Below are 20,566 nucleotides of genomic sequence, written 5' to 3'. Positions count from 1 at the left end.
ACGAGACGCGCTTCCCGGCCCACCGTGTGGGCGCACCTGTTCAGATAGTCTTATCCGCGTGTCAATTCAACTACAAAACCACGATGGAATCAAGCATCTCGCGAGGGTGGCGGGTAACGTTTTCGCTGCTCTTTGGTTACTTTCTCGTGAGCGCTGCGAGTGAGTTTGTCCTCGATGCAGCTTCCCTGTCTAACGAACTGACAATCGCCGTGTTGAGTTCGCTCTTTGCCTTTGGAATCGTGTTCGGTTTCATCCTGAGCACTGCCGTTTCGAGATACGCTGGCCGACGTGGCGTCCCATCCTCGAAAAGTGTCTCCGCGTTTTATCTCGTGATTACGCTGGTCCTGCTGTACAGCGTGGGTTCGACGTTCGTCTTCGTCACGTTCCGCAATCACGCGCCTGACCACTCGCTGGTGTGGCCGGTCACCAACGCGGCCGGAATCCTCGTCGCTGTCGTTGGCGGTGTGTACCTGTACCGCGAGCAACTCGGACGCTCGCTCTCTTCCCCGACGAAAAATCAGTAACGGACCGACTATCCGCGTAGCGCTTTCATGTGGTCGATTCTACGCTGGACGAGGTCCGCCTTTCCGATGTCGTGGCGGATGTGGAGGCCTTCCTCGCCAGCGACGGCGAGGGCGTCCTCGGCGATTTCCTCGGCCTCGGCAATCGTGTCCGCGACGCCGACGAGGGCGAAGGACCGAGAGGTAGTCGTGTAGATGCCGTCGTCTCGGTCGTCAACGCTGGCGTAGTAGAGCAGCGCGTCGCCTGCGCTCTCCTCGTCGACTTCGACTTTCGCGCCGGCTTTCGGATTCTCGGGGTACCCCTCGGGTACGGCGTACTTACACACCGTCGCCTGCGCCGAGAAGGCGAGTTCAGGCAGTTCCTCACCGTCACGCGCGGCGGTGAGAACGTCCACAAACCGGGTTTCGAGGACGGGCAGCGTGTTCATCGCCTCCGGGTCGCCGAATCGGGCGTTGAACTCGATGACCTTCGGACCCTCCTTCGTGAGCATGAACTGGCCGTAGAGGATGCCCTTGTAGCCGTCCAGCGCGGAGACCGTCGCGTCGAGGATGCGCAGAGCTTCGTCGTAGTCGCGCTCGGTCATGAACGGCAGTTCCCACGTCGCGTCGGAGTAACTGCCCATGCCGCCGGTGTTCGGCCCCTCGTCGCCTTCGTAGGCGCGCTTGTGGTCCTGCACGGCGGGCGTGGCGCGGAACTCGCCGTTTGCCACGAAGGCCTGCACCGTGAACTCCTCACCAATCAGGCGCTCTTCGAGGACGAGGCGGTCGTAGTCGTTGTCTCGAATGTACTGCTTCGCGCCCTCGGCGTCCACCTGGTCGCCCATGACGACGACGCCCTTGCCGCCGGTCAAGCCCGCGGGTTTCACCACGAGGTCGCCGTCGTACTCGTCGATGAAGGCACAGGCTTCCTCGGGGTCGTCGAACGTCTCGAAGTCGGGGCATCCCGGAATGTCGTACGAGCGCATGAACCGCCGCTGGAACGCCTTGTCAGTCTCGATGCGGGCTTCCTCGGCGTGCGGGCCGAAGGCGTAGATGCCCGCCTCGTCGAGTGCGTCTGCGACACCCGCCGCGAGGGGAGCCTCTGGACCCACCACGGCGATGGTCGCGCCGACGTCTTCGGCGTAGGCGACGATTGCGTCTGCGTCCGTCTCAGAGAGCGTCTCGAAGCCGTCCGCCAAGCGAGCGATGCCGGGGTTGCGGTTGCTCAAACAGGCGTAGAGGTTCACGTCGGGCGCGAGGGCGCGGGCGATGGCGTGCTCGCGGCCGCCGCCACCGACCAGCAGGATGGTCTCGGTCATATCCGAATACCCTACACATGGGAGTGTAAAGGTTGCCCTTCAGCCGGCTGTAATTGTGCAAGAACGTGTATCGGTTCAGCGTCGAAGGCTGCCCCGCGAACGGTCTAGCGAGAGGACGTACAGGACGGCGGTGACGATGCCCGTGTACTGGAGCGTGCCGGCGATGGTGGAGCCGAATCCTCTGAGTACCCCAACCGCGGCGAACAGTTCCCCGACGACCAGCCCGGCGAAGAAGCCGGTGAAGATGATGGCAGCGATATACTTTGCGTGACCGAGAAGCCAGTACACGTTCGGCTGGGTCTGCGTTTTCATCCTCGAAATCAAATCAGGGAGTTGAAATAAGTGAGAGGGTTGCCAGCCCAGCCACCGAACGTACTTGTGAACCTCCTGCGAACGACTCGTATGCCCCGCGACACGTTCATCTCCTGGAAGTGGTTCGCGCTGTTCCTCCTTTTTCCGGGGTTGCTGGTCGTCGCCATCGTCTTCTTCCCACTCCCCCTCGCCGTACTGTTTTGGCTGTACTACCGCGGAAAGCGTCAGACGCGATTCGGGGAATCATCCACGAAAGAGTAAGGTTTTTTTCGCTTATCCCGTCGTTCGAACAATGAATCGAACTCGCCTCGCAGAGTGGGTCATCGTCGCCCACGCGGCGACGGCACTCGCCCTCCACGCATTTCTCCTACTCTGGATTGGGGCCATCTTCCTCCCAATTCCAGGGGTCGTTCAAACTGGCCTCATCGCGTTCATTCCGCTTCCAATTCTCCTCGCAATTCCGTTTTTCTACGCCTTTCAGCTCCAGAAACGCGCGATGGTAGCGGAGTTCGACTGGTCACCGAGCGTTCTCTACTATCTGGCTGCGCTGCCGGCGATGACCAGCCTCCTGTCTGCGGTGTACCTGTTCGAGCGACGGCGGCGAGTCGGACGGTATCAGCTTGTTTGACCAGTTCTACGGGTCCCCCACCCGCCCCAGCACGCAGAACGCGTCCGCCGTCTCAACCACGTCGACAAATTCGAGCTTGCTCGCTGAAACCGTCTCGACTGCCGCATCGCGCGACAGCCCGCTGTGCGTGGAAAACGAGAGCGCCACCGTCCCGTCGGGTTTACAGACGCGCCGAATCTCTTTCAGCCCCGCCTGCGCGTCGGGCCACACTTGCATCGAGTTGGTGCTGAAGGCGCACTCGAACGTGTCGGCTTCGAAGGGGAGCGCCTCAACGTCGCCTCGACACAGACTTGTTCGTCCAGTGGCCAGGGCTTGCTCGTTGCGGGCAGCGGCCTGTTCGACCATGGGACGGGACGGGTCCACCCCAACGACGTGCCCGTCGAAGACGCGGGCGAGTGCGCTTTCGACGCCGAGACCCGGCCCGAACCCAATTTCGAGGACCGAATCGGCGGGTTCCGGGTCGAGTAGCGACAGCGTCCACGCTGTGCTCTCAGTGCTGGACGACGCCATCAGGCGGCCGCCGAGGCGGCCGAGTCGGCCACGCGGGCGGGCGAACATCCGGTGGAGGAGCGCGTACAGAGGATTCATGATTCGAATGCCGGATGCTAGCACTCGTCCAGTCGGGATAAAAACGATTTTCGTGGCCCACGTGCCGCCGCAACTTCGACCTTTTACGTGTCCGCAGGCCCAACCTCCGGTATGGACGACCCCACCGGACGCAACCGCCTGTCGGAAGAGGAGAGTCCGTACCTCCGACAACACGCGGAAAACCCCGTGAACTGGCAGCCGTGGGACGACGACGCCCTCGACGCGGCCCGCGAGCGCGACGTGCCCATCTTCCTCTCTATTGGCTACTCGGCGTGTCACTGGTGTCACGTCATGGAGGAGGAGAGTTTCGAGGACGAGGAGGTGGCCGAACTGATGAACGAGAAGTTCGTGCCCATCAAAGTAGACCGCGAGGAGCGCCCGGACTTAGACCGCATCTACCAGACCATCGGGCAACTCGTGACCGCCCACGGCGGGTGGCCGCTTTCGGTCTGGCTCACCCCGCAGGGCAAACCGTTCTACGTCGGGACGTACTTCCCGAAAGAGCCACGCGGCCAGATGCCGGGCTTCCTCGACCTGCTCGACAACATCGCTCACTCGTGGGAGACAGACCGCGAAGAAATCGAGAATCGGGCGACTCAGTGGACGGCGGCGCTCACCGACGAACTCGAAGACGTGCCCGACCAACCCGGGGAAGCGCCCGGCCCGGACTTCCTCGAAATGGCCGCGAACGCCGCGCTCCGGGGCGCAGACCGCGAGCACGGCGGGTTCGGGAGCAGCGGGCCGAAGTTTCCCCAGACCACGCGGCTTGACCTTCTGTTCCGGGCGTACGAGCGAACCGGGCGGGATGCCTACCGCGAGGTGGCACTCGAAAATCTCGACGCGATGACTTCTGGTGGCCTCTACGACCACGTCGGCGGCGGGTTCCACCGCTACGTCGTCGACCAAACGTGGACCGTCCCGCACTTCGAGAAGATGCTCTACGACAACGCGGAGATTCCGCGTGCCCTGCTCTGGGGCTATCAGGTGACGGGCAACGAGCGATACGCCGACGTGGTGCGAGAGACGTTCGAATTCGTCGAGCGCGAACTCACCCACGACGAAGGTGGCTTCTTCAGCACGCTCGACGCCCAGAGCGAGGGTGAAGAGGGCAAGTTCTACGTCTGGACGCGACAGCAGGTTCGAGACGCCGTCGAGGACGAGGCGGCGGCGAACGTTTTCATCGACCGCTTTGGCGTCACGAAACGCGGGAACTTCGAGGGGACGACGGTGCTCGGCCTCGCAAAGAGCATCGCAGACATCGCAGAGAAGTACGACCTCTCCGAAGCCGAGGTCGAGGAGAAAATCGAGGAGGCCCGCGAGCAGGTGTTCGCCGCCCGCGCAGACCGTGTCCGCCCGGCCCGCGACGAGAAAGTCCTGGCTAGCTGGAACGGCATGATGATTTCGGCGTTCGCGGAAGGCGGCCTCGTCCTCGCAGACCAGTACACGCACACCGCAGAACGCGCCCTCGCCTTCGTCAAGCGACACCTCTGGGACGCGGAGACGCAGACGCTCTCCCGGCGGTTCAAGGACGGCGATGTGAAGGGCGACGGCTACCTCGAAGACTACGCCTTCCTCGGGCGAGGGGCCTTCGACCTGTACCAGGCGACGGGCGACGTGGCGCATCTCGCGTTCGCCCTCGAACTGGCCCGCGCCATCGACCGCGAGTTCTGGGACGAGGAACGAGGCGCGCTCTACTTCACTCCCGAATCCGGCGAAGCCCTCGTCACCCGACCGCAGGAACTCGGCGACCAGTCTACGCCCTCGTCCGTGGGCGTTGCCCTCTCGCTGTTCCAGTCGCTCTCCCACTTCGCCCCCGACGAGGACTTCGGCGAGAAGGCAGAACGCGTCATCGAAACCCACTCGTCGAAGATTCAGGCGAATCCGCTCCAGTACGGCACCCTCGGCCTCGCGGCCGACCGTGTCGGCACGGGCGACCTCGAACTGACCGTGGTCGCCGACGACCTTCCAGCGGTGTGGCGAGCGCGTATCGTCGAGACCTATTTGCCGAACCGCATCCTCGCCCGCAGACCGGCGTCGGACGCGGAACTGGACGCCTGGCTCTCCGAACTCGGACTGGACGAGACGCCGTCAATCTGGGCCGACCGAACCCAGCGCGACGGCGAACCCACCATCTACGTCTGCCGGTCGTTCACCTGCTCGCCGCCCCAGACGAACATCGAGGCGGCCCTCGACTGGGTGGACGAACTCGGAAACGACGCGTAGGCGGGATTGGAATTATAACACTTCACCGTGTTGTCTCGGCTGATGACGTTTCTTGTTCCGTTCGACGGGTCGTCACTCGCCGAGGCCGCACTCGTTCGGGCGGTGGAGTTCGCGAAAGTGTTCGACGAGAAAGTGGTCGCCGTGAGCATCATCCCCCTCGACGACGAGACGTACGCACAGGAAAAAGGATGGCTCGCGACGGGCGACCCATTCGACCGTCACGCCATCGTGGCTCACCTGCACGAGCAAGTGACCGACCTCGCGCCGACGGTCGATTTCTCCCACGAGTTCGTCGGCCGGTACGCCTCCTCGGGGAGCATCGCCCTTGCCATCAGGAAAGCCGCAAAGGAGTTCGACACCTCGATGCTGTTTATCGGGAGCGAGAACGCTGGCCGCCTCGTTAACTCGCTCGCGAGCGTCGGGAGTCAGGTCACCGCAGACCAGGATTACGACGTGGTCATCGTGAGAGACCGGACGCCGGCGAAAATCGAGCGCCTGAAGCGCGTTTCACCGTTTAGGAAAGAGAAATCAGACTTCTACCTCTCGCAATAACCTTACAACTGTTTTTGCAGCTGCTCTGCGAGATAGACGGCCGCCGGTTGTCGTTCCTGCTCGACGTAGCGGGCGACCTCCTTGCCGTCTTTCTCGACGACGATGGTCGGGATGTACTCGATCCCGTACTCGTCGGTGAGTTCGCCCTGTTTGTCGTTGTCCACGGGGTACTCGTGGAGGTTCTCGTCGGGGATGCCTGCGGCTTGCATGGCAGCGGCGAAGTCGGGCAGTTGGTTCCGGCAGTCGCCACACCAGTCGCCGCCCCAGACGCGAATCGTGAGTTCGTCGCCGAGCGCCGCGAACGTCTCGACGGTGGAGGGGTAGGACTCCGCGTCCCAGACGGGGTTCGGTGACATCGTTTCCATGGACACGGCTACGAAGCGGATTCACTTAACCGGCGCGCTCTGTGCAAATTCACGCGAAATCGTCGTACAGCGGCAGCGAGTCGAGGTGGTGCTGTGTCAACTCGGCAACGGCTTTGCTTCGGTCGGAGTAGTCCTGCGCGAGCATGTACGCCTCTGCGGTTCCCTCGGGGTCTGCGACGGGGACGTACCTGACGGTGGTGCCCTCCCCATTCACCGTCACCAGCAGATAGCCCTGCGGGAACGAAGAGAGTGCGGGACAGATGAGTTCGTTCACGCGCTCGGTCCGGGCGACGGCGGGGATGTGCAGGTGACCAGAGAGCGTGAGGGGAACGTCGTGCGTTTCGAGCACTTCGACGAGCGGGTCGTAGTCGAGCATCGGGAACGACGAGCGCCAGGAGACGCCGCCGGTCAGGTCGAGCATCCCCGGGAGGTTGTGGTGCATCACGACGAGCGGACAGATGGCACCGTCTAACACCTCGTCGAGCCACGCCACCTGCGCGGCAGAAATTTTGCCCTTGTGCGTATCGCTGAGGGAGTCGCCGGGGCCCGTCGCAGAATCGAGTCCGACGACGTCTATGCCGCCGATGCGCGTCTCGAACGGCAATCCGCCGGGCGTGAACGTCTCTTCGAACCACTCGAGCGTGGCGGACTCGTGGTGGTCGAACTCCTTTGGCACGTCGTGATTTCCGGGGACGGCGACGGCTGGCGGGTCCAGTTTCGAAACGAGGTCGGCGACGCGCTCGAAGTCCCCTCGCTCGCCGTTCTCCGTCAGGTCACCCGTGAACACGACGCCGTCCACGCCACGACCGTTGATGTCGGCGATGGCGGTTTCGAGGCGCTGTTCGGTTCGGTGGTACACCTTCCAACTGCCGGACTCGCGAGTCGAGAGGTGGACGTCTGAAATAATCGCGAGGGTCGTCTCGGTGGCCGTTCGTGGTCGCGCAAAGCGGGCAAACAGCGGCCCTGCGGCTTCGTGCGGGTGGGCGGGTGTCGGTCGCCGGCTCGGTTGCTGGGGTGCGTCCCGGCGGTTCATGCGGCTTGCTGGTGACTTAGATGCGGTGGACATAAGCGTTCCCCCACTGTCAGTTGGTAGCATTGAACATTCGAGAGACCGAACTATGGAGGGCTCAATAGTAATATATACAGTAATCTGGACAGTCTCGTTGACCCCGAAAAAACGATAAGCCAGCGACGGTGCTACAGGGGGCGTTGTGTCGCACGTGGGAATCTCGTACTGGCCAGTCGGTGGTAACCAGACCAAACAGCGGGTCTTCCGTCGGTTGGGCGAGCGAGTTGAGGTCACGTTCCTCGACCCGTCCGCAGACCATCCCGACCTTGTAGCCCACGAGTTCGACCTCTACCACCTCGCAAAACGTCGCACCGAGTCGATTCGAGACCTCCACCGGGCCGCTCGCGCCGGCGTCCCCACCCTGAATCCGCCAGCCGCCGTGGCCCAGTCGAGCGACCGAGTGGCGACGCTCGATGCGCTTCGCCGCGGGGGTATTCCGGTCCCCGACTATCAGTACAACGCGGCGACGGACGTGACGTTCGACCCGCCGTACATCATCAAGACGCGCCACGAAACCGACGACGGGGCCCACGACCACGACGTCGTGCTCACCGGGAGACCCGCATTCGACGGGGTCAAACTCGTCCAGGAATACGTCCTCGCGACGCGCCACCTGAAGGTGTATCGCGTCGGAGCGACCGTGCGCGTCGTCGAACTCGGCCTCGTTCGCGGCGCGGTTCGCGGCGAACTCGAACCGACGCCTGCACTCGTCGCGCTGACTGAGCACGTCGCGGCGCTCACGGGGCTTTCGCTGTTCGAAGTCGATGTCCTCGACGGGCACGAACCCCTGGTCGTCGACGTGAATCCGGTCGTCAGTCTCGCCGGCGTTGCTGATGCTGAGTCGGTGTATCTCGACTACCTGCTCGCGTCGCTCGCGAAAACAGAACACGCGCAGAATCCGATGCGGGCGACGGCGAGTCTCGACTGACGCGAAAAGGGGTGTCGAATCCCGAAGCGAGTTCGGCGTGGACAGGAGATGGACAGTCGTCCGACTGATTCGACCACCCTTCGGTGACTCCGTTTTCGCGTCTGTGCGACACTGAGCGACCGTAATCCGGCTTCGACAGAGCCCGTCGCGGAGTGAAGGCGGTGACACGGGTGTGATGACGATGAAAGTGTCTCGCCGTCCCTCGCTGCGTGCGTCGGCTGACGCTGACGATGACGCCGGCCGGAACCGAACTGTCTCAGTGTCGTGGTTCACGTCCCGTCGGTACGACGGAGAGCATCCGTCTCCCAACGCGGACACTCGCTTCTACCCGTTCCATCCTCATTATTATCCTGCGAATAAGCGACGGGAACGGGCGGGTTATCTACACATTAAGCAAGAGTGTTCGAACGGAACGGTATGTCATGCCCAGCGTCTGTCCACCGCGGTTGTCTGGAAAAACTGCCCGACTCCATCATCGGTATAAGCACCCGATTCGTAAGAGAGGGCAATGAAAGACAGTATTCTGGATACTGTCGGGACCCCTCTCGTTCGGATTCGCTCCCCACCGGGCTCCATCATCGCGACCAAGTTGGAGTCGTTCAATCCCGGTGGCTCCGCGAAGGACCGCCCGGCCATCTCGATGATTCGGGCGGCAGAACGAGCGGGCATCCTCGAACCCGACTCGCACATCGTCGAACCGACCAGCGGCAACACCGGCATCGGCATTGCCCTCGCCTGCGCCGCGCTCGGCTACGATCTCACCATCGTCATGCCCGCCTCGAAATCGAAAGAACGCCGCCAGTTGATGAAGGCCTACGGCGCGACCCTCGAACTCGTCGAAGGCGAGATGGTCGACGCCCGCGAGCGCGCAGACCAGCTCACCGAACGGGCGGGCTACGTCCAACTCGGCCAGTTCGAAAACGAAGCTAACCCGGAAGCCCACTACCGGACCACGGCCGAAGAAATTCTGCGAGACGTAGGCGACCGGACGATAGACGCCTTCGTCGCCGCGGTGGGTACGGGTGGCACCATCACTGGCACCGCGACGCGCCTGCGCGAGGAGTTCCCCGACATGGACGTCGTCGCCGTCGAACCCGCGGAGAACGCCGTCCTCTCGACGGGCGAAGCCGGCAGCGACGACTATCAGGGCATGGGTCCGGGTTTCGTGAGCGACCTCCTCGACCTCGACCTCCTCGACTCGGTGGAGACGGTCGAACTCGCCGACGCAGAAGACGAGTGTCGAAGACTGGCCCGGTCTGAGGGCATCCTCGTCGGCCAGTCGAGTGGCGCGGCCGCCGTCGCAGCCCGTCGCATCGCCGAACGAATCGCCGACCCACAGGCCGATTGTCTCGCCGCTTCGACCGACGGCGGCACCCCGGACGCGGACTGCCCGCTCGTCGTCACGGTGTTCCCCGACAGCGGCGAACGCTACCTCTCGACCGGCCTGTTCGACTGAAATCCCTCGATTGCTGTTTTCCCGGCAGGTTTACCGCCTGCTCGCGATAGCTTTCTCCATGCGCAGACGAACGGACCTCGACGCTCAGGTACGCGAGGTTCTCGCTGAGTTCGAAGTACAGGGCATCCCGCCGTGGCACGCGATATCCGTGGAGGCCGCGAGAGCGCTGGAAGACGAACTGTTCTCGGCGGGCAGTGGCCCTGAAGTCGGGCGCGTCCAACACCTCGGCATCCCACGGCGGGATGGCCCGGGAACCATCCCGATTCGGACCTACCATCCAGACCCAGCAGCCCCAGAGGACCCGCCGATTCTCGTCTTTTACCACGGCGGTCTCTGGGCGATGGGCACGCTCGATTCGGCGGACGACCTCGCGAGGAATCTGGCTGCACGAGTCGGTGCACTCCTCATCTCCGTCGAGTATCGACTCGCACCGGAACACCCGTTCCCCGCGGGTCTCGAAGACGCCTACGCCGCGTTCGAGTGGGCCAGAGAGCACGGAGCGTCTCTCGGCGGCGACCCAGCGCGCGTCGGCGTCGTCGGCTCCAGCTCCGGCGGTAATTTGGCCGCGGCGGTTGCACTCTGGGCGCGCGACGAGCGTCGGAACGTCGCCGTGCAAGGGCTGTTGTATCCCATTCTTCGGTCCGACTTCGAGACTGGCTCCTACGAGGAAAACGCGGATGCGCCACTGCTGACGCGCGACGCCATCGCCCACTACTTCGACCGGTACGTCAGAAGCGAGGTGGACAGGGCACATCCATTCGTCGCACCTCTTTTGTCCGCAGACCTCTCGAACGTCGCCCCAGCGGTCATCGTGACGGCCGGCCACGACCCGCTGCGCGACGACGGATTCGCCTACGCCGAACGTCTCTCCGAAGCGGGCGTAGAGGTCGCACACCGCAATGAACCGGCGATGTGCCACGGTTTCCTGAGTCTGGCAGACGACGTAGACAGGGCCGCAAAAACGTTCGAGGCTGTTACCGCGGAACTCCGAGCCCGGCTCTAAAATTCGGCTTCAGTCACTCGCACGACGACCGTTTCATCCACGTCGGCGAGGTCGTAGTCGGGCAGGTTTCCGTCGCGTTCCACGGCGAGTGGTTCGGTCAGCTCGCCGTCTTTCACGCCGTAGATGTGGATGAATTCGGCCGACTGCTCGCGGCTGACGTCACCTTCGCGGATGGCCTTCGCCAGTTTTCGCGAGAGCCACTCGTCTTCGGCGACGCTCGGTTCTGTTACGAGCGTGAGTGAGGCAAAGCGCACGAGATACCAGTTCAGGTCGTTCATCAGCGAGACGGCCGCGCCGAGCGAGATGGTATCGACGGCGATGGAGTTCGCGTACGGCTGGTGGAGCCGATACGTCGAGAGCGCCTCGCGGGCGGTGTCCCGCGAGAGCAGTTCGTACCGGAGGTCAACCTCCGGCGACCCGACGATACACACCTGCGTCATATTCAGAACGTGTTTGCCGCCGCGTAAAGCGATTACGCTGTCTGCAGGGCGATGCGTCGCGCCTTCTTCGCCGCCTCGACGGCGAGTTCGGAGAGCTCGTCGGGTTCTGCGGCCTCCACCTGCCCGATGCTGGCACGCGTCTCTGGGCGATTCGGCGCGATACGGTTACACCCGGCTTCGATGTTCGCGGTGGTGAACGTGCCGAGTGCTCGTGCGCGTTCGACGATGTCCGGTTTGTCCATCGTGACGAGCGGCCGGTAGACTGGTAGACTCGTCGCAGCCGTCGTCGTCATGAGGTTCGCGCCGGTCTGACTGGACTTCTGCCCGATCGCCTCGCCGGTGACGATGCCGACGGCGTGTTCCTCGCGGGCGACGTGCTCTGCGACCATGAACATAAAGCGTCGAAGCGACAGCATCCGGGTGTTCTGGAGTTCGTCTACGAGCAGGCGGGCGACCTTCCCAGCGGGAACCATCCGCAGTTCCATATCGAAGTTCGGCGCGTAGCGAGCGAGCGTCTCGACCGATTCGACGACTCGTGCCTGATGGTCCACGCCGCCGAACTCCTCGAAGTCGAAGTAGACGGGGATGATGGGACACCCACGTTTCATGAGTTCCCACGCAGCGACGGGCGAGTCGATGCCGCCGGAGATGAGCGCGACGACGGGGTCCTGCGTTCCGAGTGGGAGACCACCCGGTCCCGCGCGCTTCTCGACGTAGACGTAGGCGTGGTCGGCGCGACACTCGACGAACAGTTCACAGTCGGGCTGTTCTAAGTCCACTTCCGGTTCGAATCGTTCCTCGGTCGCCTCCCAGACGGCAGTCCCGACCTCTCGTTCGATGTCTTCAGAGGAGAATGGGTGGGCGGATTTCTCCCCTGCGCGGCGGGCGCTGACGGCGAACGCACCCTCGGTGTATACCTCGCGGGCGGCCTCGACGACGGCGGATTTCATCGCATCCATCGTCGGGTCGGTGACGGTGACGGGACTCGCAGAGACTACGCCGAAGGCGTCACAGGCGGCGTCGGTGGCCGCGTCTATCGCTTCTTCGGTCGTGTCGATGAAGAGCCGAGAGTGCTGCTTTCGAACGGTGCCCTCGATGGCGCGGTCTGAGAGGAGGGCTCGGATGTTGTCACGGAGCATCTGCTCCATGCGGCCGAGGACCTGCGGACTTTTCACCCCCATATCGCCGTACCTGACGAGGACGGTGTCCGCTCCCGGTGGATTCATACACGAAAATGAACGAGGGGCGAATAAACCCCTATCGCCTTCTTCGCGGCTTAGAACGTGGAGAGTTCGCCGTCGATGACCTGTCGGGTGACGTCGGTCACGTTGGCGAGGCGCTGGTCGATGATGGCCCGGACGTCCGCCTCGATATCTTCGAGTTCAACGCCTTCCTCGGTGACGAGTCGGGCGTCAGCGACGTGGGGTTGGTCGATTGGCTTACCAATCTGGGAGAGTAGGCGGATGCGCAGGTCGCGGATGCCCGCTACGTTCGCGACGACGTCCTCTGCGATTTGCGTGCTGAGCAGGTTGTAAATCTTCCCGATGTGATTGACCGGGTTCTTCCCGGAGGTCGCTTCCATGGACATCGAGCGATTCGGCGTGATGAGACCGTTCGCGCGGTTACCACGGCCCACAGAACCGTCGTCGCCCATCTCTGCTGAGGTCCCGGTGACAGTGAGGTAGACCGACCCAGTCTCGTAGTTGTCTGCGGTGTTGACGTAGACCTCGACAGAGCGGTCCGTGTACTCGCTCGCGAGTTCGGTGACGTACTCGCGGACGTCGTTTACGGCCTCGATGTAGTCGTCTAAGCCTTCGAGATACTTGTCCACCATCGCGGCGGCGACCGTGATGTCGATGTGGTCGCCCTCGCGTTTGCCCATCACCTTAATGTCCTGGCCGAGTTCGCGGTGGTCCGCGGCGTAGACGCCGTTCAGGTGGCGTTCGGTTTCGAGGACGATGGTTTCGGTTTCCGAGAGGGGCGCGTGGCCGACGCCGAAGGAGGTGTCGTTGGCCATCGGAATTGTGGCGTTGTCCTCGCCGAACACCGACTGGAGGTCGCCGGAGCCTTCGCCGAGTTTCACGTCCACGATGATGTCCGTCCCCACGTCGATTTCCGGGAAGTGAGCTGAAAGGTACTCGCGGGCGGCGCGGAGGGCGATTTTCTCCGTCGGAATGTGGATGACCTCGTCTTTCTCCTCGTCTTCGTAAATCTTGGTCGCCCGCCCGACGATGAGCAGGTAGATGGGATTCATAACCTCGCCGCCACCGTACTTCGGGGCCGAGTTGCCAGCGACTAACTGCGTCTCGTCTGTGTTGTAGTGGAGGACCTTTCCGACACGCGTTAAGTATTCGTTGGCGAGCGCCTGGCAGACTGCCTCGGCGACGCCGTCGCAGATGGAGTCCGGGTGGCCGATGCCTTTTCGCTCGACGATTTCGACCTCCTGGTCTTCCACTGCACGTCGATCGATCGGTTCGACGCGAATATTGCGTTCTGTCATTACATCGTATTCGACACCAGCATTTCTATAACTTCCGAAAACCACGACCGCCAAAAAAATTACTCTGAGTTATTCGATTCGAGCAGTAAACCGAGATACGACGTCCGAATTTGGGTCTCAGGGTCCACGCCTAATTTCTCCAGTACGTTGTAGGCCCCCTCTCGCGCCGGTTCTACCGCCCCCTCGACTTCCGTCTCGACTTCGACGAACTCCCCGAGCCCGGTCACGTCGTCCAGTGTGACGGTGTAGCCGTCGAGCTCGTAGAATACTCGACGCTTCTCCACCGTCGCGGTGGCCGCGTATCCGAGACCGGACAGGATGCGGTCCATCGTCTCTCCGTCCGCGACGACGGTTTCTGCCTCTTTGCGGGTTTTCGACTCCTGCTCTACGAGCGGTCCCTTGTAGGTCACCTTCGTGACCGTCTCCTCGTCTGTCATCTCGGTTCGGATACGGAGTGCCTCGTCAGTCTCAGCGAAATCGCGGTCGGGAGCGTTGTAGTAGGTGTCTCGTTGGGTAACGGTGCGCACCTGCGTCGCGCCGCACGCGGCGAGTTTTTCACGCACGGCGTCGTGGTCGGCCCGGACCTTGACTTCGACCTCGTACATGGCATTTCGGAGGTGCTACCTGCTGAAAAACGTGGGTGTTCTTCCGGCGCGAGAAACGTGATTCTTAAGGGTGCAACGACTGTCCGTTGACGTATGAGTGAAGAACCTCAGGCCGAGGAGGCCGAGCAACCGGACGACGTCGAAGAAGAAGTCGAAGAGACGGAGGCTGAGGCTGAGGAAGGCGGGCTCCAGGACGGAGATTTCGTCAAACTCGCCTACACCGCACGCACCGTCGAAGGCGGCCAGCTCGTCGACACGACGGACGAAGAAATCGCAGAGGAAGAGGGCGTCGCAGACCAGGGCGAGTTCGAGCCCCGCGTCATCGTCCTCGGTGCCGGCCACATCTTCTCCGCAGTCGAAGAGGCAATCATCGGCGGCGAAGTCGGTGACTCCGGCACAGTGACCGTGCCTGCCGAAGAAGCGTTCGGCGAGTACGACGAGTCCGAAGTCCGCACCGTCGCCGCCTCGAAGATTCCAGAAGACGACCGCTACCCAGGCGGCCACGTCGACATCGACGGCCAGCACGGTCACGTCGAGACCATCATCGGCGGCCGCGCCCGTGTCGACTTCAACCACCCGCTCGCCGGTGAGGACATCGAGTACGAGTACGAAGTGCTCGGCGTCGTCGAAGACCGCGAGGAACAGGCGAAAGGGCTGCTCGGGATGTACCTGGACGCGGACCTCGAACTCTGGATCCAGACCGACGAGGTCGAAGAGGAAGTCGTCGTCGAATCCGACGACGATGACGAGGACGCAGAGCCGGAGACGGAGATGGAGACCGTCGAGAAGGAGACGCTCTACATCGAGTCTACGCCACAGCTCGCGTTCAACCAGCAGTGGATGTTCCAGAAACAGCAGATTGCCCAGCAGATTATGGACCGCCTCGACTTAGACCGCGTCATCATCCAGGAGACCATCGACGGCTCCGGCGGTATGATGGGCGGCATGGGCGGTATGATGGGCGGCATGGGTGGCGCTGGCGGTGCAGGCGGCGCTGACTTAGAAGAACTCGTCGAAGACGCAGACATCGACGCCGAAGAACTCGTCGAAGACTTAGACGAAGAGTAAGTCGGCTTCCCCATTTTCGATTTTCACGCGACGAGCCGCAGGCTTTGCGGCACAGGCAACGAGGAGAAACGCGCAGTCGCCTCAGGCGATGTCCCGGCTGGTGTCGATGGCGACGCGCTCTGAAAGCTGGAGCTTCACCGTCTCCGGCAGTGCCGCGCCACCGCGGAACTTCGGAATGGCGAGTCGGTTCACGATTTGGTCGCCCTGCACCTTCGTCTCCAGTTGGAAGATGACGTCCACCATGTGTTCGGTGGTGTCCCGAAGTTCGGGGACGTTTCTGCCTTCCAGTGCGTGAAGGACGGCGAGGCTTCCGGTGTTGTAGATGTGATTTTGCAACTCGTTCAGGAAGTTCCGATAGCGGGGGGCCTCCTGCTCTTCGAGGATGTTGACCGGGTCGATGATGAGGTTCGACTCCTCTGGCAGGCTCTTTATCATCTGTCCAGCCCGGTCGAGCGGCGCGTCGCCGGAAACGTATCGTACCGTCGGTTTCCCGGTGCGTGCCGTCGTGTTCTTGATGCTGTCTGAGACCGCCTGCTCCGTCCGGTCGAGCGTGAGATAGAGCGTTCGTCTGCCAGCGGTGAGCTCGTAGAGGAAGAGCTCCGCCTGACTCGCTGGGCTCGCGGTCAGGGCGACGACGCTCCCTGCCGGAATCCCGCCGCCAAGCTTCCGGTCAAGTACGTCGATTCCGGTTGGCAGCCGCTTCGACATACCCGAACATACCAATTCCACCGAATTAAGTGTTCCCCAGTACTGTCCGGGAAACGAGCCGGTCGAACACCTTCGCTTTCTGGCGATTCTGTGTCTCCGACGCCGCGTCCAAATCGAGTGCGGCGAGCACGTCACACTGGAGGAGTCGGTCGATTCCGTCCGGCGTCGTCTCACAGCGCGTGAGCACTACGCCAATGGGGGGCGCGTCGAGCGCTCGGGCCATGGCGGCGGTTTTGGCGGCGTCACGGAGACTCGCCGGATTGCACGTCGAAACGAGGAGCGTTTGCGTGGCGAAGCGGCGTAGCCGCCGCGTTCCCCGCACCCGCCGGACAGTCGAGAAGCGTGCATCCCGCGTCCGGCAGGCGCGAGAGCGCCCTGTTGAGGCTGTGCGCCGCGCCCGGTTTGCCGGCGGGTACGATTCGGAGACGCGGGGTCCTCGGGCAGTGGATGACTCGCCGCCTGGAGGGTCGCACCTCTTTCGAGCGCTGGCAGGCCGGGTTCCCGGTCTACGTCGGCGACGGCGTGGAGGTTCGGCATGGCGGTGTCAGTATCCACCGCGACGACGTCGTGGCCGTGGCGAGCGAGTGCGCGAGCCAGTCCGAGCGTCGTCGTCGTCTTTCCACAGCTTCCTTTGCCTCCCGCGACGGCGAGCATGTGCTCGTCTGGTTCCGTGTTCCTACTTGAACCTTCGGCGGGTGTCGGGAGTTTCAAGAGTGCTGGCGTCAGCCTCTATGATGATGTGGAAGGACCAGCTCGTCAGCGCGAAACAGCTGTCGCGGGCGGACATCGAGGCCGTTCTCGACCACGCGGCTGCAATCGACGACGACCCCGCAGCGTTCGCCGACCGACACACCGACAAACTCCTCGCACTGCTTTTCTACGAACCCAGTACCCGGACCCGCCTCAGCTTCGAGACGGCGATGAAGCGCCTCGGCGGCGACGTCATCGACATGGGTTCGGTCGAAGCGTCGAGCGTAAAGAAGGGTGAAACCCTCGCGGACACGGTGCGCGTCATCGAGGGCTACGCCGACGCAATCGTGCTCCGCCACCCAAGCCAGGGGGCGGCGACGATGGCCGCGGAGTTCGTAGACGTTCCGCTCATCAACGCGGGCGATGGGGCCGGCCAGCACCCGACCCAGACGCTCCTCGACCTCTACACCATCCGCAAGAACGTCGGGTTCGACGACCTGACCGTGGGCATCATGGGCGACCTGAAGTACGGGCGGACGGTCCACTCGCTTGCCCACGCGCTCACGCAGGTGGACGCGAGCCAGCACTTCATCAGCCCCGAGAGCCTGAAACTCCCACGCCGGGTGCGCTACGACCTCCACGAGGCGGGCGCGAACGTCAAGGAACACACCGACCTCGCAGGGATTTTACCGAGCCTCGACGTGCTCTACGTGACGCGCATTCAGCGCGAGCGGTTCCCCGACGAGAGCGAGTACCGGGCGGTCGCCGGGCAGTACCAAATCGACGCGGAACTCCTCGAAGCGGCCAAGGACGACTGCATCGTCATGCACCCGCTGCCTCGCGTGGACGAAATCGCCCCGGACGTAGACGAGACCGACTTTGCGAACTACTTCGAGCAGGCCCACAACGGCATCCCCGTTCGCATGGCGCTGCTCGACATGATGTTAGACCATGAGTGAACACGAACTTCGCGTCAGCAAAATCAAAAGCGGCACCGTCATCGACCACATCCCCGGTGGGCAGGCGCTCAACGTGCTCGCCATCCTCGGCATCGACGGCTCGACGGGCGAGGCCGTGAGCGTTGGGATGAACGTTCCGTCAGACCGCCTCGGCCGCAAGGACATCGTGAAGGTCGAGAGTCGGGAACTCAGTCAGGAAGAAGTGGACGTCATCTCGCTCATCGCACCGATGGCGAGCATCAACATCATCCGCGACTACGAGGTCGAACGCAAACACCGCGTCGAGCGACCGGGGTCCGTCGAGGGCGTCCTCGAATGCCCGAACCCATCGTGTATCACCAACGAGCGCGAACCCGTCAAGACCCGGTTTACCGTCCTCGACGACGCAGTTCGCTGTAATTACTGCGAAACCATCGTGCGGGACAATATCGCGTCCCACATCGCGAGCGAGTAACCTCGTCCGCGGCGAGCACGCGCCCGGTTCAGGCGGATTCGTCCGACGCCCGAACTATTTTATTCTGCGTTTGCGAACATTAGGTATGGCTCGAAAAGTCAAGTTCCTGTTCGCCCTGCTCGCCGTCGCACTGCTCTTCAAGGTCGTCCTGAAGAAGTAACCACCCGCCGTTTTCGAATCACTTACCCCTGTACCCGACTACCTCTCGGTATGTTCGGCGTCGTCACACGAAACGCATCGGAGGTCGACATCCCCGAGTTCGACCGCGCATTCTACGAGGTCAAAGACGTGACCGGGCGGGCCGCCCCGCCGCTGGCAAACGCCATCAACATGGTGTCCTGTTTCGGCGACAACGCCGCCGCGAACGGCAACCCGGACCTCGTTCCGATCAACGAGGAGGGCGACCTCGCCACCCGGGACCAGCCGTACTTCGACTGGGCGTACATCTGCCCGACAAACGAGAAGTATCGGGCTGGTCTTCTCGAAATCATCGACGACTGCGTCGAGGAAAACGAGGACGTCCGCCTGGACGACGTGGGCTTCCCGCGAGAGGGCTACTGCCACTGCGAGCGGTGCAACCGCCTGTTCGCAGAAAGCGACTACGAGGACCGAAACGAGTGGCGTGCATCCGTGATAACGGAGTTCGTCGCGGAGGCCACCGAGCGAATTCCGGGCAAGGTGTACCTCACGCTCTATCCCGACCCGTATCCGGGCCACCTCTATCGCCGGGCGGGGCTCGACGTGGAGGCGCTCGCAGAATACGTAGACGAGTTCGTCGTCCCGCTCTACGACATGGCCTACTCGACGACCTACTGGCTCGAAATCATCGTGACGGGCTTTCTCGACCTCCTCGCGACGCCCTTCAGCGTCGAACTCTACGCGGTGGACGTGGACATCGACAACCTGATTCACGCGACGGACGTGGCCGACGCCTACGCCAACAACGTCTACTTCGGATACGACGCCTCGAACGCGACGGCGGCACTCAGGCGGATGAAAGCAGAGGACAGAGAGGGCGTCTCACACGGACAGTGAACGCTCGCGCCAGGAGACTAACTCCTCCCGGTCGCGGGTATCGGTTGGAATCGCGTCGAACCACTTCACATCCGAGATTTCGTCGTCTGGGTCACACACCTCGGGGTTCGTCGTCTCCGCCCGCGCTGCGAACACCGGGAGGACGCCCCACGTCTCGTAGCCTCCACAGCGCACCGTGATTTTCGTGACGAGTGCAAGCCCGTCGTAGGTCGCTTCGACGCCCGCTTCTTCTGCGAGTTCGCGTCGTGCGGCTTCGAGAAACGATTCGCCGGGGTCGATTTCGCCGCCCGGGAGCACCCACAGGTCGACGCCCTCGTGGCGACAGAGCAGGAGCTTCCCACAGGGTTGGTACACGATGGTGTGTGCGCCGTACGGGGCGCCACACCGGGCGATGCGCGTCGCGAGCGTTCGAAATCGGTCGCGGGACACAGTCCGGGTGCGAGCGTGCTCGATGTACCCGTCGTACGCGTCGGTCAGGCGGTGATAGGCCTGTGCCGCTCGCTGGTTTGCGTTCGACGAGAGAAACCAGAGGTCGTCGACGCGACTCATGGCTTCCCGCGGCCCAGCCGACCAGCAGTAACCGCGAGAGACACCGCACAGCAGAGACGAATCGTGTCAGTCATTGCTCTGTATTCGAGTGGCCACCGGTATAAAGCTTCGAGAGCCTACGGGAGGTAACTGCGACACTGCGTCGCGACTTCTGGCAGACGCAGTTGATAGGAGTCGGCGAAGGTTACGAGCACCTGTTGTTTGTCCGCGACAGGAAGCCGTAACAGCGTCAGTTCGTCGTATCCCTGGACGGTGTAATTGAGGTCACCGACGGTTTCTGTGGCTGGTTCGCGTTCGTCGGTGAGAACTTCGTTTGCCACTTCCGTGATGGTCTCTGTCGGTTGCCCGTTCGTGTATTCCTCCAGCACTGCAGGCGTGTGTGAGTAGACGGAGACGCCGTCCTGGGTGTAGGCGACGACCCCGCGCAACTCGTCGTCGACGTTCGTGAGCAGATACTCGAGGAGGTCGTGGTAGGGGAACCCGGCTGCATCGACGAACTCGAACGAGATGTCCTGGTTCTTGCGGTACACCTCCCAGATTATCTCTTTTCCGTCCCCGGTGAGGCCGTAGAGTCGCCCCTTCTGGGTTTCCTCCGGGACCAACAGGGTTACGAGG

Annotated in this window: 26 protein-coding genes; 12 read left to right on the top strand and 14 right to left on the bottom strand. The window is 62.9% G+C overall.

Annotation, left to right across the window (positions count from 1 at the left end; translation table 11 throughout):
* Positions 1–83 precede the first annotated feature (83 nt).
* Positions 84–524: a hypothetical protein gene (locus tag P0648_RS11895; RefSeq protein ID WP_277504101.1), complete on the top strand. Its 441-nt coding sequence runs from the start codon at positions 84–86 to the stop codon at positions 522–524.
* Between the two features lie 8 nt (positions 525–532).
* Here P0648_RS11895 and purD read toward each other — a convergent pair whose 3' ends face one another.
* The gene (gene purD / locus P0648_RS11890; protein WP_277504100.1) at positions 533–1,819 is read right to left on the bottom strand and encodes a phosphoribosylamine--glycine ligase; all 1,287 of its coding nucleotides are present in this window, start codon (positions 1,817–1,819) and stop codon (positions 533–535) included.
* 75 nt (positions 1,820–1,894) lie between these two features.
* Positions 1,895–2,131: a hypothetical protein gene (locus P0648_RS11885; protein WP_276247037.1), complete on the bottom strand. Its 237-nt coding sequence runs from the start codon at positions 2,129–2,131 to the stop codon at positions 1,895–1,897.
* 90 nt (positions 2,132–2,221) lie between these two features.
* On the opposite strand from P0648_RS11885, the gene P0648_RS11880 reads away from it, so the two are divergent.
* A complete protein-coding gene (locus tag P0648_RS11880; protein ID WP_276247038.1) occupies positions 2,222–2,392 on the top strand; it encodes a hypothetical protein in 171 nt (56 codons plus the stop codon).
* A 31-nt stretch (positions 2,393–2,423) separates the two neighbouring features.
* Positions 2,424–2,759, top strand: coding sequence for a hypothetical protein (locus tag P0648_RS11875; protein ID WP_276247039.1), 336 nt, complete (start codon positions 2,424–2,426; stop codon positions 2,757–2,759).
* Between the two features lie 6 nt (positions 2,760–2,765).
* On the opposite strand, the gene P0648_RS11870 is transcribed toward P0648_RS11875, so the two are convergent.
* Positions 2,766–3,347 (bottom strand): class I SAM-dependent methyltransferase, encoded by a 582-nt coding sequence (locus P0648_RS11870; RefSeq protein ID WP_277504097.1) that lies wholly within the window; start codon positions 3,345–3,347, stop codon positions 2,766–2,768.
* 111 nt (positions 3,348–3,458) lie between these two features.
* Between P0648_RS11870 and P0648_RS11865 the strand changes: the two genes are divergently transcribed.
* Both P0648_RS11865 and P0648_RS11860 read left to right on the top strand, forming a co-directional pair.
* On the top strand, positions 3,459–5,570 hold the full coding sequence (locus P0648_RS11865; protein WP_277504096.1) for a thioredoxin domain-containing protein: 2,112 nt from the start codon (positions 3,459–3,461) through the stop codon (positions 5,568–5,570).
* A gap of 42 nt (positions 5,571–5,612) precedes the next feature.
* Positions 5,613–6,122, top strand: coding sequence for a universal stress protein (locus tag P0648_RS11860; protein WP_276274847.1), 510 nt, complete (start codon positions 5,613–5,615; stop codon positions 6,120–6,122).
* 2 nt (positions 6,123–6,124) lie between these two features.
* Here P0648_RS11860 and P0648_RS11855 read toward each other — a convergent pair whose 3' ends face one another.
* Positions 6,125–6,487, bottom strand: a complete 363-nt coding sequence (locus P0648_RS11855) for a thioredoxin family protein (RefSeq protein ID WP_369685087.1) — start codon at positions 6,485–6,487, stop codon at positions 6,125–6,127.
* 49 nt (positions 6,488–6,536) lie between these two features.
* On the bottom strand, positions 6,537–7,520 hold the full coding sequence (locus tag P0648_RS11850; protein ID WP_276247044.1) for a metallophosphoesterase: 984 nt from the start codon (positions 7,518–7,520) through the stop codon (positions 6,537–6,539).
* 187 nt (positions 7,521–7,707) lie between these two features.
* On the opposite strand from P0648_RS11850, the gene P0648_RS11845 reads away from it, so the two are divergent.
* The 3 genes from P0648_RS11845 (at position 7,708) to P0648_RS11835 (ending at position 10,943) form a co-directional block, all read left to right on the top strand.
* Positions 7,708–8,484 (top strand): RimK family alpha-L-glutamate ligase, encoded by a 777-nt coding sequence (locus P0648_RS11845; protein WP_276247045.1) that lies wholly within the window; start codon positions 7,708–7,710, stop codon positions 8,482–8,484.
* Positions 8,485–8,992: 508 nt separating this feature from the next.
* Positions 8,993–9,940: a PLP-dependent cysteine synthase family protein gene (locus P0648_RS11840; protein ID WP_276247046.1), complete on the top strand. Its 948-nt coding sequence runs from the start codon at positions 8,993–8,995 to the stop codon at positions 9,938–9,940.
* Between the two features lie 58 nt (positions 9,941–9,998).
* Entirely contained in the window at positions 9,999–10,943 is a 945-nt protein-coding gene (locus P0648_RS11835) for an alpha/beta hydrolase (RefSeq protein WP_277504093.1), read from the top strand.
* Here the strand turns inward: P0648_RS11835 and P0648_RS11830 are convergent.
* Genes P0648_RS11830 through cyaB form a run of 4 tightly spaced genes read right to left on the bottom strand, consistent with a single transcriptional unit; the run spans position 10,940 to position 14,488 of the window.
* Positions 10,940–11,383: a DUF5804 family protein gene (locus P0648_RS11830; protein ID WP_277504092.1), complete on the bottom strand. Its 444-nt coding sequence runs from the start codon at positions 11,381–11,383 to the stop codon at positions 10,940–10,942. The genes P0648_RS11835 and P0648_RS11830 overlap by 4 nt on opposite strands.
* 32 nt (positions 11,384–11,415) lie before the next feature.
* Positions 11,416–12,609 carry a tRNA sulfurtransferase gene (locus P0648_RS11825; protein ID WP_276247049.1) on the bottom strand — a complete coding sequence of 398 codons (1,194 nt, stop codon included), beginning with the start codon at positions 12,607–12,609 and terminating at the stop codon, positions 11,416–11,418.
* Positions 12,610–12,659: 50 nt separating this feature from the next.
* A complete protein-coding gene (locus P0648_RS11820) occupies positions 12,660–13,883 on the bottom strand; it encodes a methionine adenosyltransferase (RefSeq protein WP_276247050.1) in 1,224 nt (407 codons plus the stop codon).
* A 59-nt stretch (positions 13,884–13,942) separates the two neighbouring features.
* Positions 13,943–14,488: a class IV adenylate cyclase gene (cyaB, locus tag P0648_RS11815; RefSeq protein ID WP_277504091.1), complete on the bottom strand. Its 546-nt coding sequence runs from the start codon at positions 14,486–14,488 to the stop codon at positions 13,943–13,945.
* A 93-nt stretch (positions 14,489–14,581) separates the two neighbouring features.
* Between cyaB and P0648_RS11810 the strand changes: the two genes are divergently transcribed.
* Positions 14,582–15,556 carry a peptidylprolyl isomerase gene (locus P0648_RS11810; protein ID WP_277504090.1) on the top strand — a complete coding sequence of 325 codons (975 nt, stop codon included), beginning with the start codon at positions 14,582–14,584 and terminating at the stop codon, positions 15,554–15,556.
* Positions 15,557–15,637: 81 nt separating this feature from the next.
* On the opposite strand, the gene P0648_RS11805 is transcribed toward P0648_RS11810, so the two are convergent.
* Genes P0648_RS11805 through P0648_RS11795 form a run of 3 tightly spaced genes read right to left on the bottom strand, consistent with a single transcriptional unit; the run spans position 15,638 to position 16,918 of the window.
* Entirely contained in the window at positions 15,638–16,264 is a 627-nt protein-coding gene (locus P0648_RS11805) for a transcriptional regulator (RefSeq protein ID WP_276247053.1), read from the bottom strand.
* A 25-nt stretch (positions 16,265–16,289) separates the two neighbouring features.
* Positions 16,290–16,451: a hypothetical protein gene (locus P0648_RS11800; RefSeq protein ID WP_277504088.1), complete on the bottom strand. Its 162-nt coding sequence runs from the start codon at positions 16,449–16,451 to the stop codon at positions 16,290–16,292.
* Positions 16,451–16,918 carry a ParA family protein gene (locus P0648_RS11795; protein WP_276247055.1) on the bottom strand — a complete coding sequence of 156 codons (468 nt, stop codon included), beginning with the start codon at positions 16,916–16,918 and terminating at the stop codon, positions 16,451–16,453. Before P0648_RS11795 ends, P0648_RS11800 begins: the two co-directional genes overlap by 1 nt.
* Before the next feature lie 83 nt (positions 16,919–17,001).
* Here P0648_RS11795 and pyrB point away from each other — a divergent pair, with 83 nt between their 5' ends.
* The 3 genes from pyrB (at position 17,002) to P0648_RS11780 (ending at position 19,402) form a co-directional block, all read left to right on the top strand.
* Positions 17,002–17,913: an aspartate carbamoyltransferase gene (gene pyrB, locus P0648_RS11790; RefSeq protein ID WP_277505876.1), complete on the top strand. Its 912-nt coding sequence runs from the start codon at positions 17,002–17,004 to the stop codon at positions 17,911–17,913.
* Entirely contained in the window at positions 17,906–18,367 is a 462-nt protein-coding gene (gene pyrI, locus P0648_RS11785) for an aspartate carbamoyltransferase regulatory subunit (RefSeq protein WP_276247056.1), read from the top strand. The genes pyrB and pyrI overlap by 8 nt, the downstream gene beginning before the upstream one ends.
* A gap of 210 nt (positions 18,368–18,577) precedes the next feature.
* Positions 18,578–19,402 (top strand): hypothetical protein, encoded by an 825-nt coding sequence (locus P0648_RS11780; protein ID WP_277504085.1) that lies wholly within the window; start codon positions 18,578–18,580, stop codon positions 19,400–19,402.
* Here P0648_RS11780 and P0648_RS11775 read toward each other — a convergent pair.
* Entirely contained in the window at positions 19,388–19,951 is a 564-nt protein-coding gene (locus P0648_RS11775) for an NUDIX hydrolase (protein ID WP_277504084.1), read from the bottom strand. The two genes, P0648_RS11780 and P0648_RS11775, sit on opposite strands and share 15 nt — an antisense overlap.
* A gap of 116 nt (positions 19,952–20,067) precedes the next feature.
* A complete protein-coding gene (locus P0648_RS11770) occupies positions 20,068–20,553 on the bottom strand; it encodes a hypothetical protein (RefSeq protein WP_276247059.1) in 486 nt (161 codons plus the stop codon).
* Positions 20,554–20,566: the final 13 nt, after the last annotated feature.

Origin of the sequence: Haladaptatus sp. DYSN1, from assembly GCF_029489995.1 — an archaeon.
Taxonomy (GTDB): domain Archaea; phylum Halobacteriota; class Halobacteria; order Halobacteriales; family Halococcaceae; genus QDMS2.
This window is presented reverse-complemented; position numbering and strand designations above follow the sequence as displayed.

Coding starts and splice junctions, on each gene's coding strand:
- P0648_RS11780 (WP_277504085.1), top strand. CDS start 18,578: ATGTTCGGCGTCGTCACACGAAACGCATCGGAGGTCGACATCCCCGAG.
- P0648_RS11850 (WP_276247044.1), bottom strand. CDS start 7,520: ATGAACCGCCGGGACGCACCCCAGCAACCGAGCCGGCGACCGACACCC.
- P0648_RS11885 (WP_276247037.1), bottom strand. CDS start 2,131: ATGAAAACGCAGACCCAGCCGAACGTGTACTGGCTTCTCGGTCACGCA.
- P0648_RS11865 (WP_277504096.1), top strand. CDS start 3,459: ATGGACGACCCCACCGGACGCAACCGCCTGTCGGAAGAGGAGAGTCCG.
- P0648_RS11840 (WP_276247046.1), top strand. CDS start 8,993: ATGAAAGACAGTATTCTGGATACTGTCGGGACCCCTCTCGTTCGGATT.
- P0648_RS11835 (WP_277504093.1), top strand. CDS start 9,999: ATGCGCAGACGAACGGACCTCGACGCTCAGGTACGCGAGGTTCTCGCT.
- P0648_RS11825 (WP_276247049.1), bottom strand. CDS start 12,609: ATGAATCCACCGGGAGCGGACACCGTCCTCGTCAGGTACGGCGATATG.
- P0648_RS11805 (WP_276247053.1), bottom strand. CDS start 16,264: ATGTCGAAGCGGCTGCCAACCGGAATCGACGTACTTGACCGGAAGCTT.
- pyrB (WP_277505876.1), top strand. CDS start 17,002: ATGTGGAAGGACCAGCTCGTCAGCGCGAAACAGCTGTCGCGGGCGGAC.
- pyrI (WP_276247056.1), top strand. CDS start 17,906: ATGAGTGAACACGAACTTCGCGTCAGCAAAATCAAAAGCGGCACCGTC.
- P0648_RS11870 (WP_277504097.1), bottom strand. CDS start 3,347: ATGAATCCTCTGTACGCGCTCCTCCACCGGATGTTCGCCCGCCCGCGT.
- P0648_RS11795 (WP_276247055.1), bottom strand. CDS start 16,918: ATGCTCGCCGTCGCGGGAGGCAAAGGAAGCTGTGGAAAGACGACGACG.
- P0648_RS11895 (WP_277504101.1), top strand. CDS start 84: ATGGAATCAAGCATCTCGCGAGGGTGGCGGGTAACGTTTTCGCTGCTC.
- P0648_RS11860 (WP_276274847.1), top strand. CDS start 5,613: ATGACGTTTCTTGTTCCGTTCGACGGGTCGTCACTCGCCGAGGCCGCA.
- P0648_RS11880 (WP_276247038.1), top strand. CDS start 2,222: ATGCCCCGCGACACGTTCATCTCCTGGAAGTGGTTCGCGCTGTTCCTC.
- P0648_RS11810 (WP_277504090.1), top strand. CDS start 14,582: ATGAGTGAAGAACCTCAGGCCGAGGAGGCCGAGCAACCGGACGACGTC.
- P0648_RS11830 (WP_277504092.1), bottom strand. CDS start 11,383: ATGACGCAGGTGTGTATCGTCGGGTCGCCGGAGGTTGACCTCCGGTAC.
- cyaB (WP_277504091.1), bottom strand. CDS start 14,488: ATGTACGAGGTCGAAGTCAAGGTCCGGGCCGACCACGACGCCGTGCGT.
- P0648_RS11875 (WP_276247039.1), top strand. CDS start 2,424: ATGAATCGAACTCGCCTCGCAGAGTGGGTCATCGTCGCCCACGCGGCG.
- purD (WP_277504100.1), bottom strand. CDS start 1,819: ATGACCGAGACCATCCTGCTGGTCGGTGGCGGCGGCCGCGAGCACGCC.
- P0648_RS11855 (WP_369685087.1), bottom strand. CDS start 6,487: ATGGAAACGATGTCACCGAACCCCGTCTGGGACGCGGAGTCCTACCCC.
- P0648_RS11775 (WP_277504084.1), bottom strand. CDS start 19,951: ATGAGTCGCGTCGACGACCTCTGGTTTCTCTCGTCGAACGCAAACCAG.
- P0648_RS11820 (WP_276247050.1), bottom strand. CDS start 13,883: ATGACAGAACGCAATATTCGCGTCGAACCGATCGATCGACGTGCAGTG.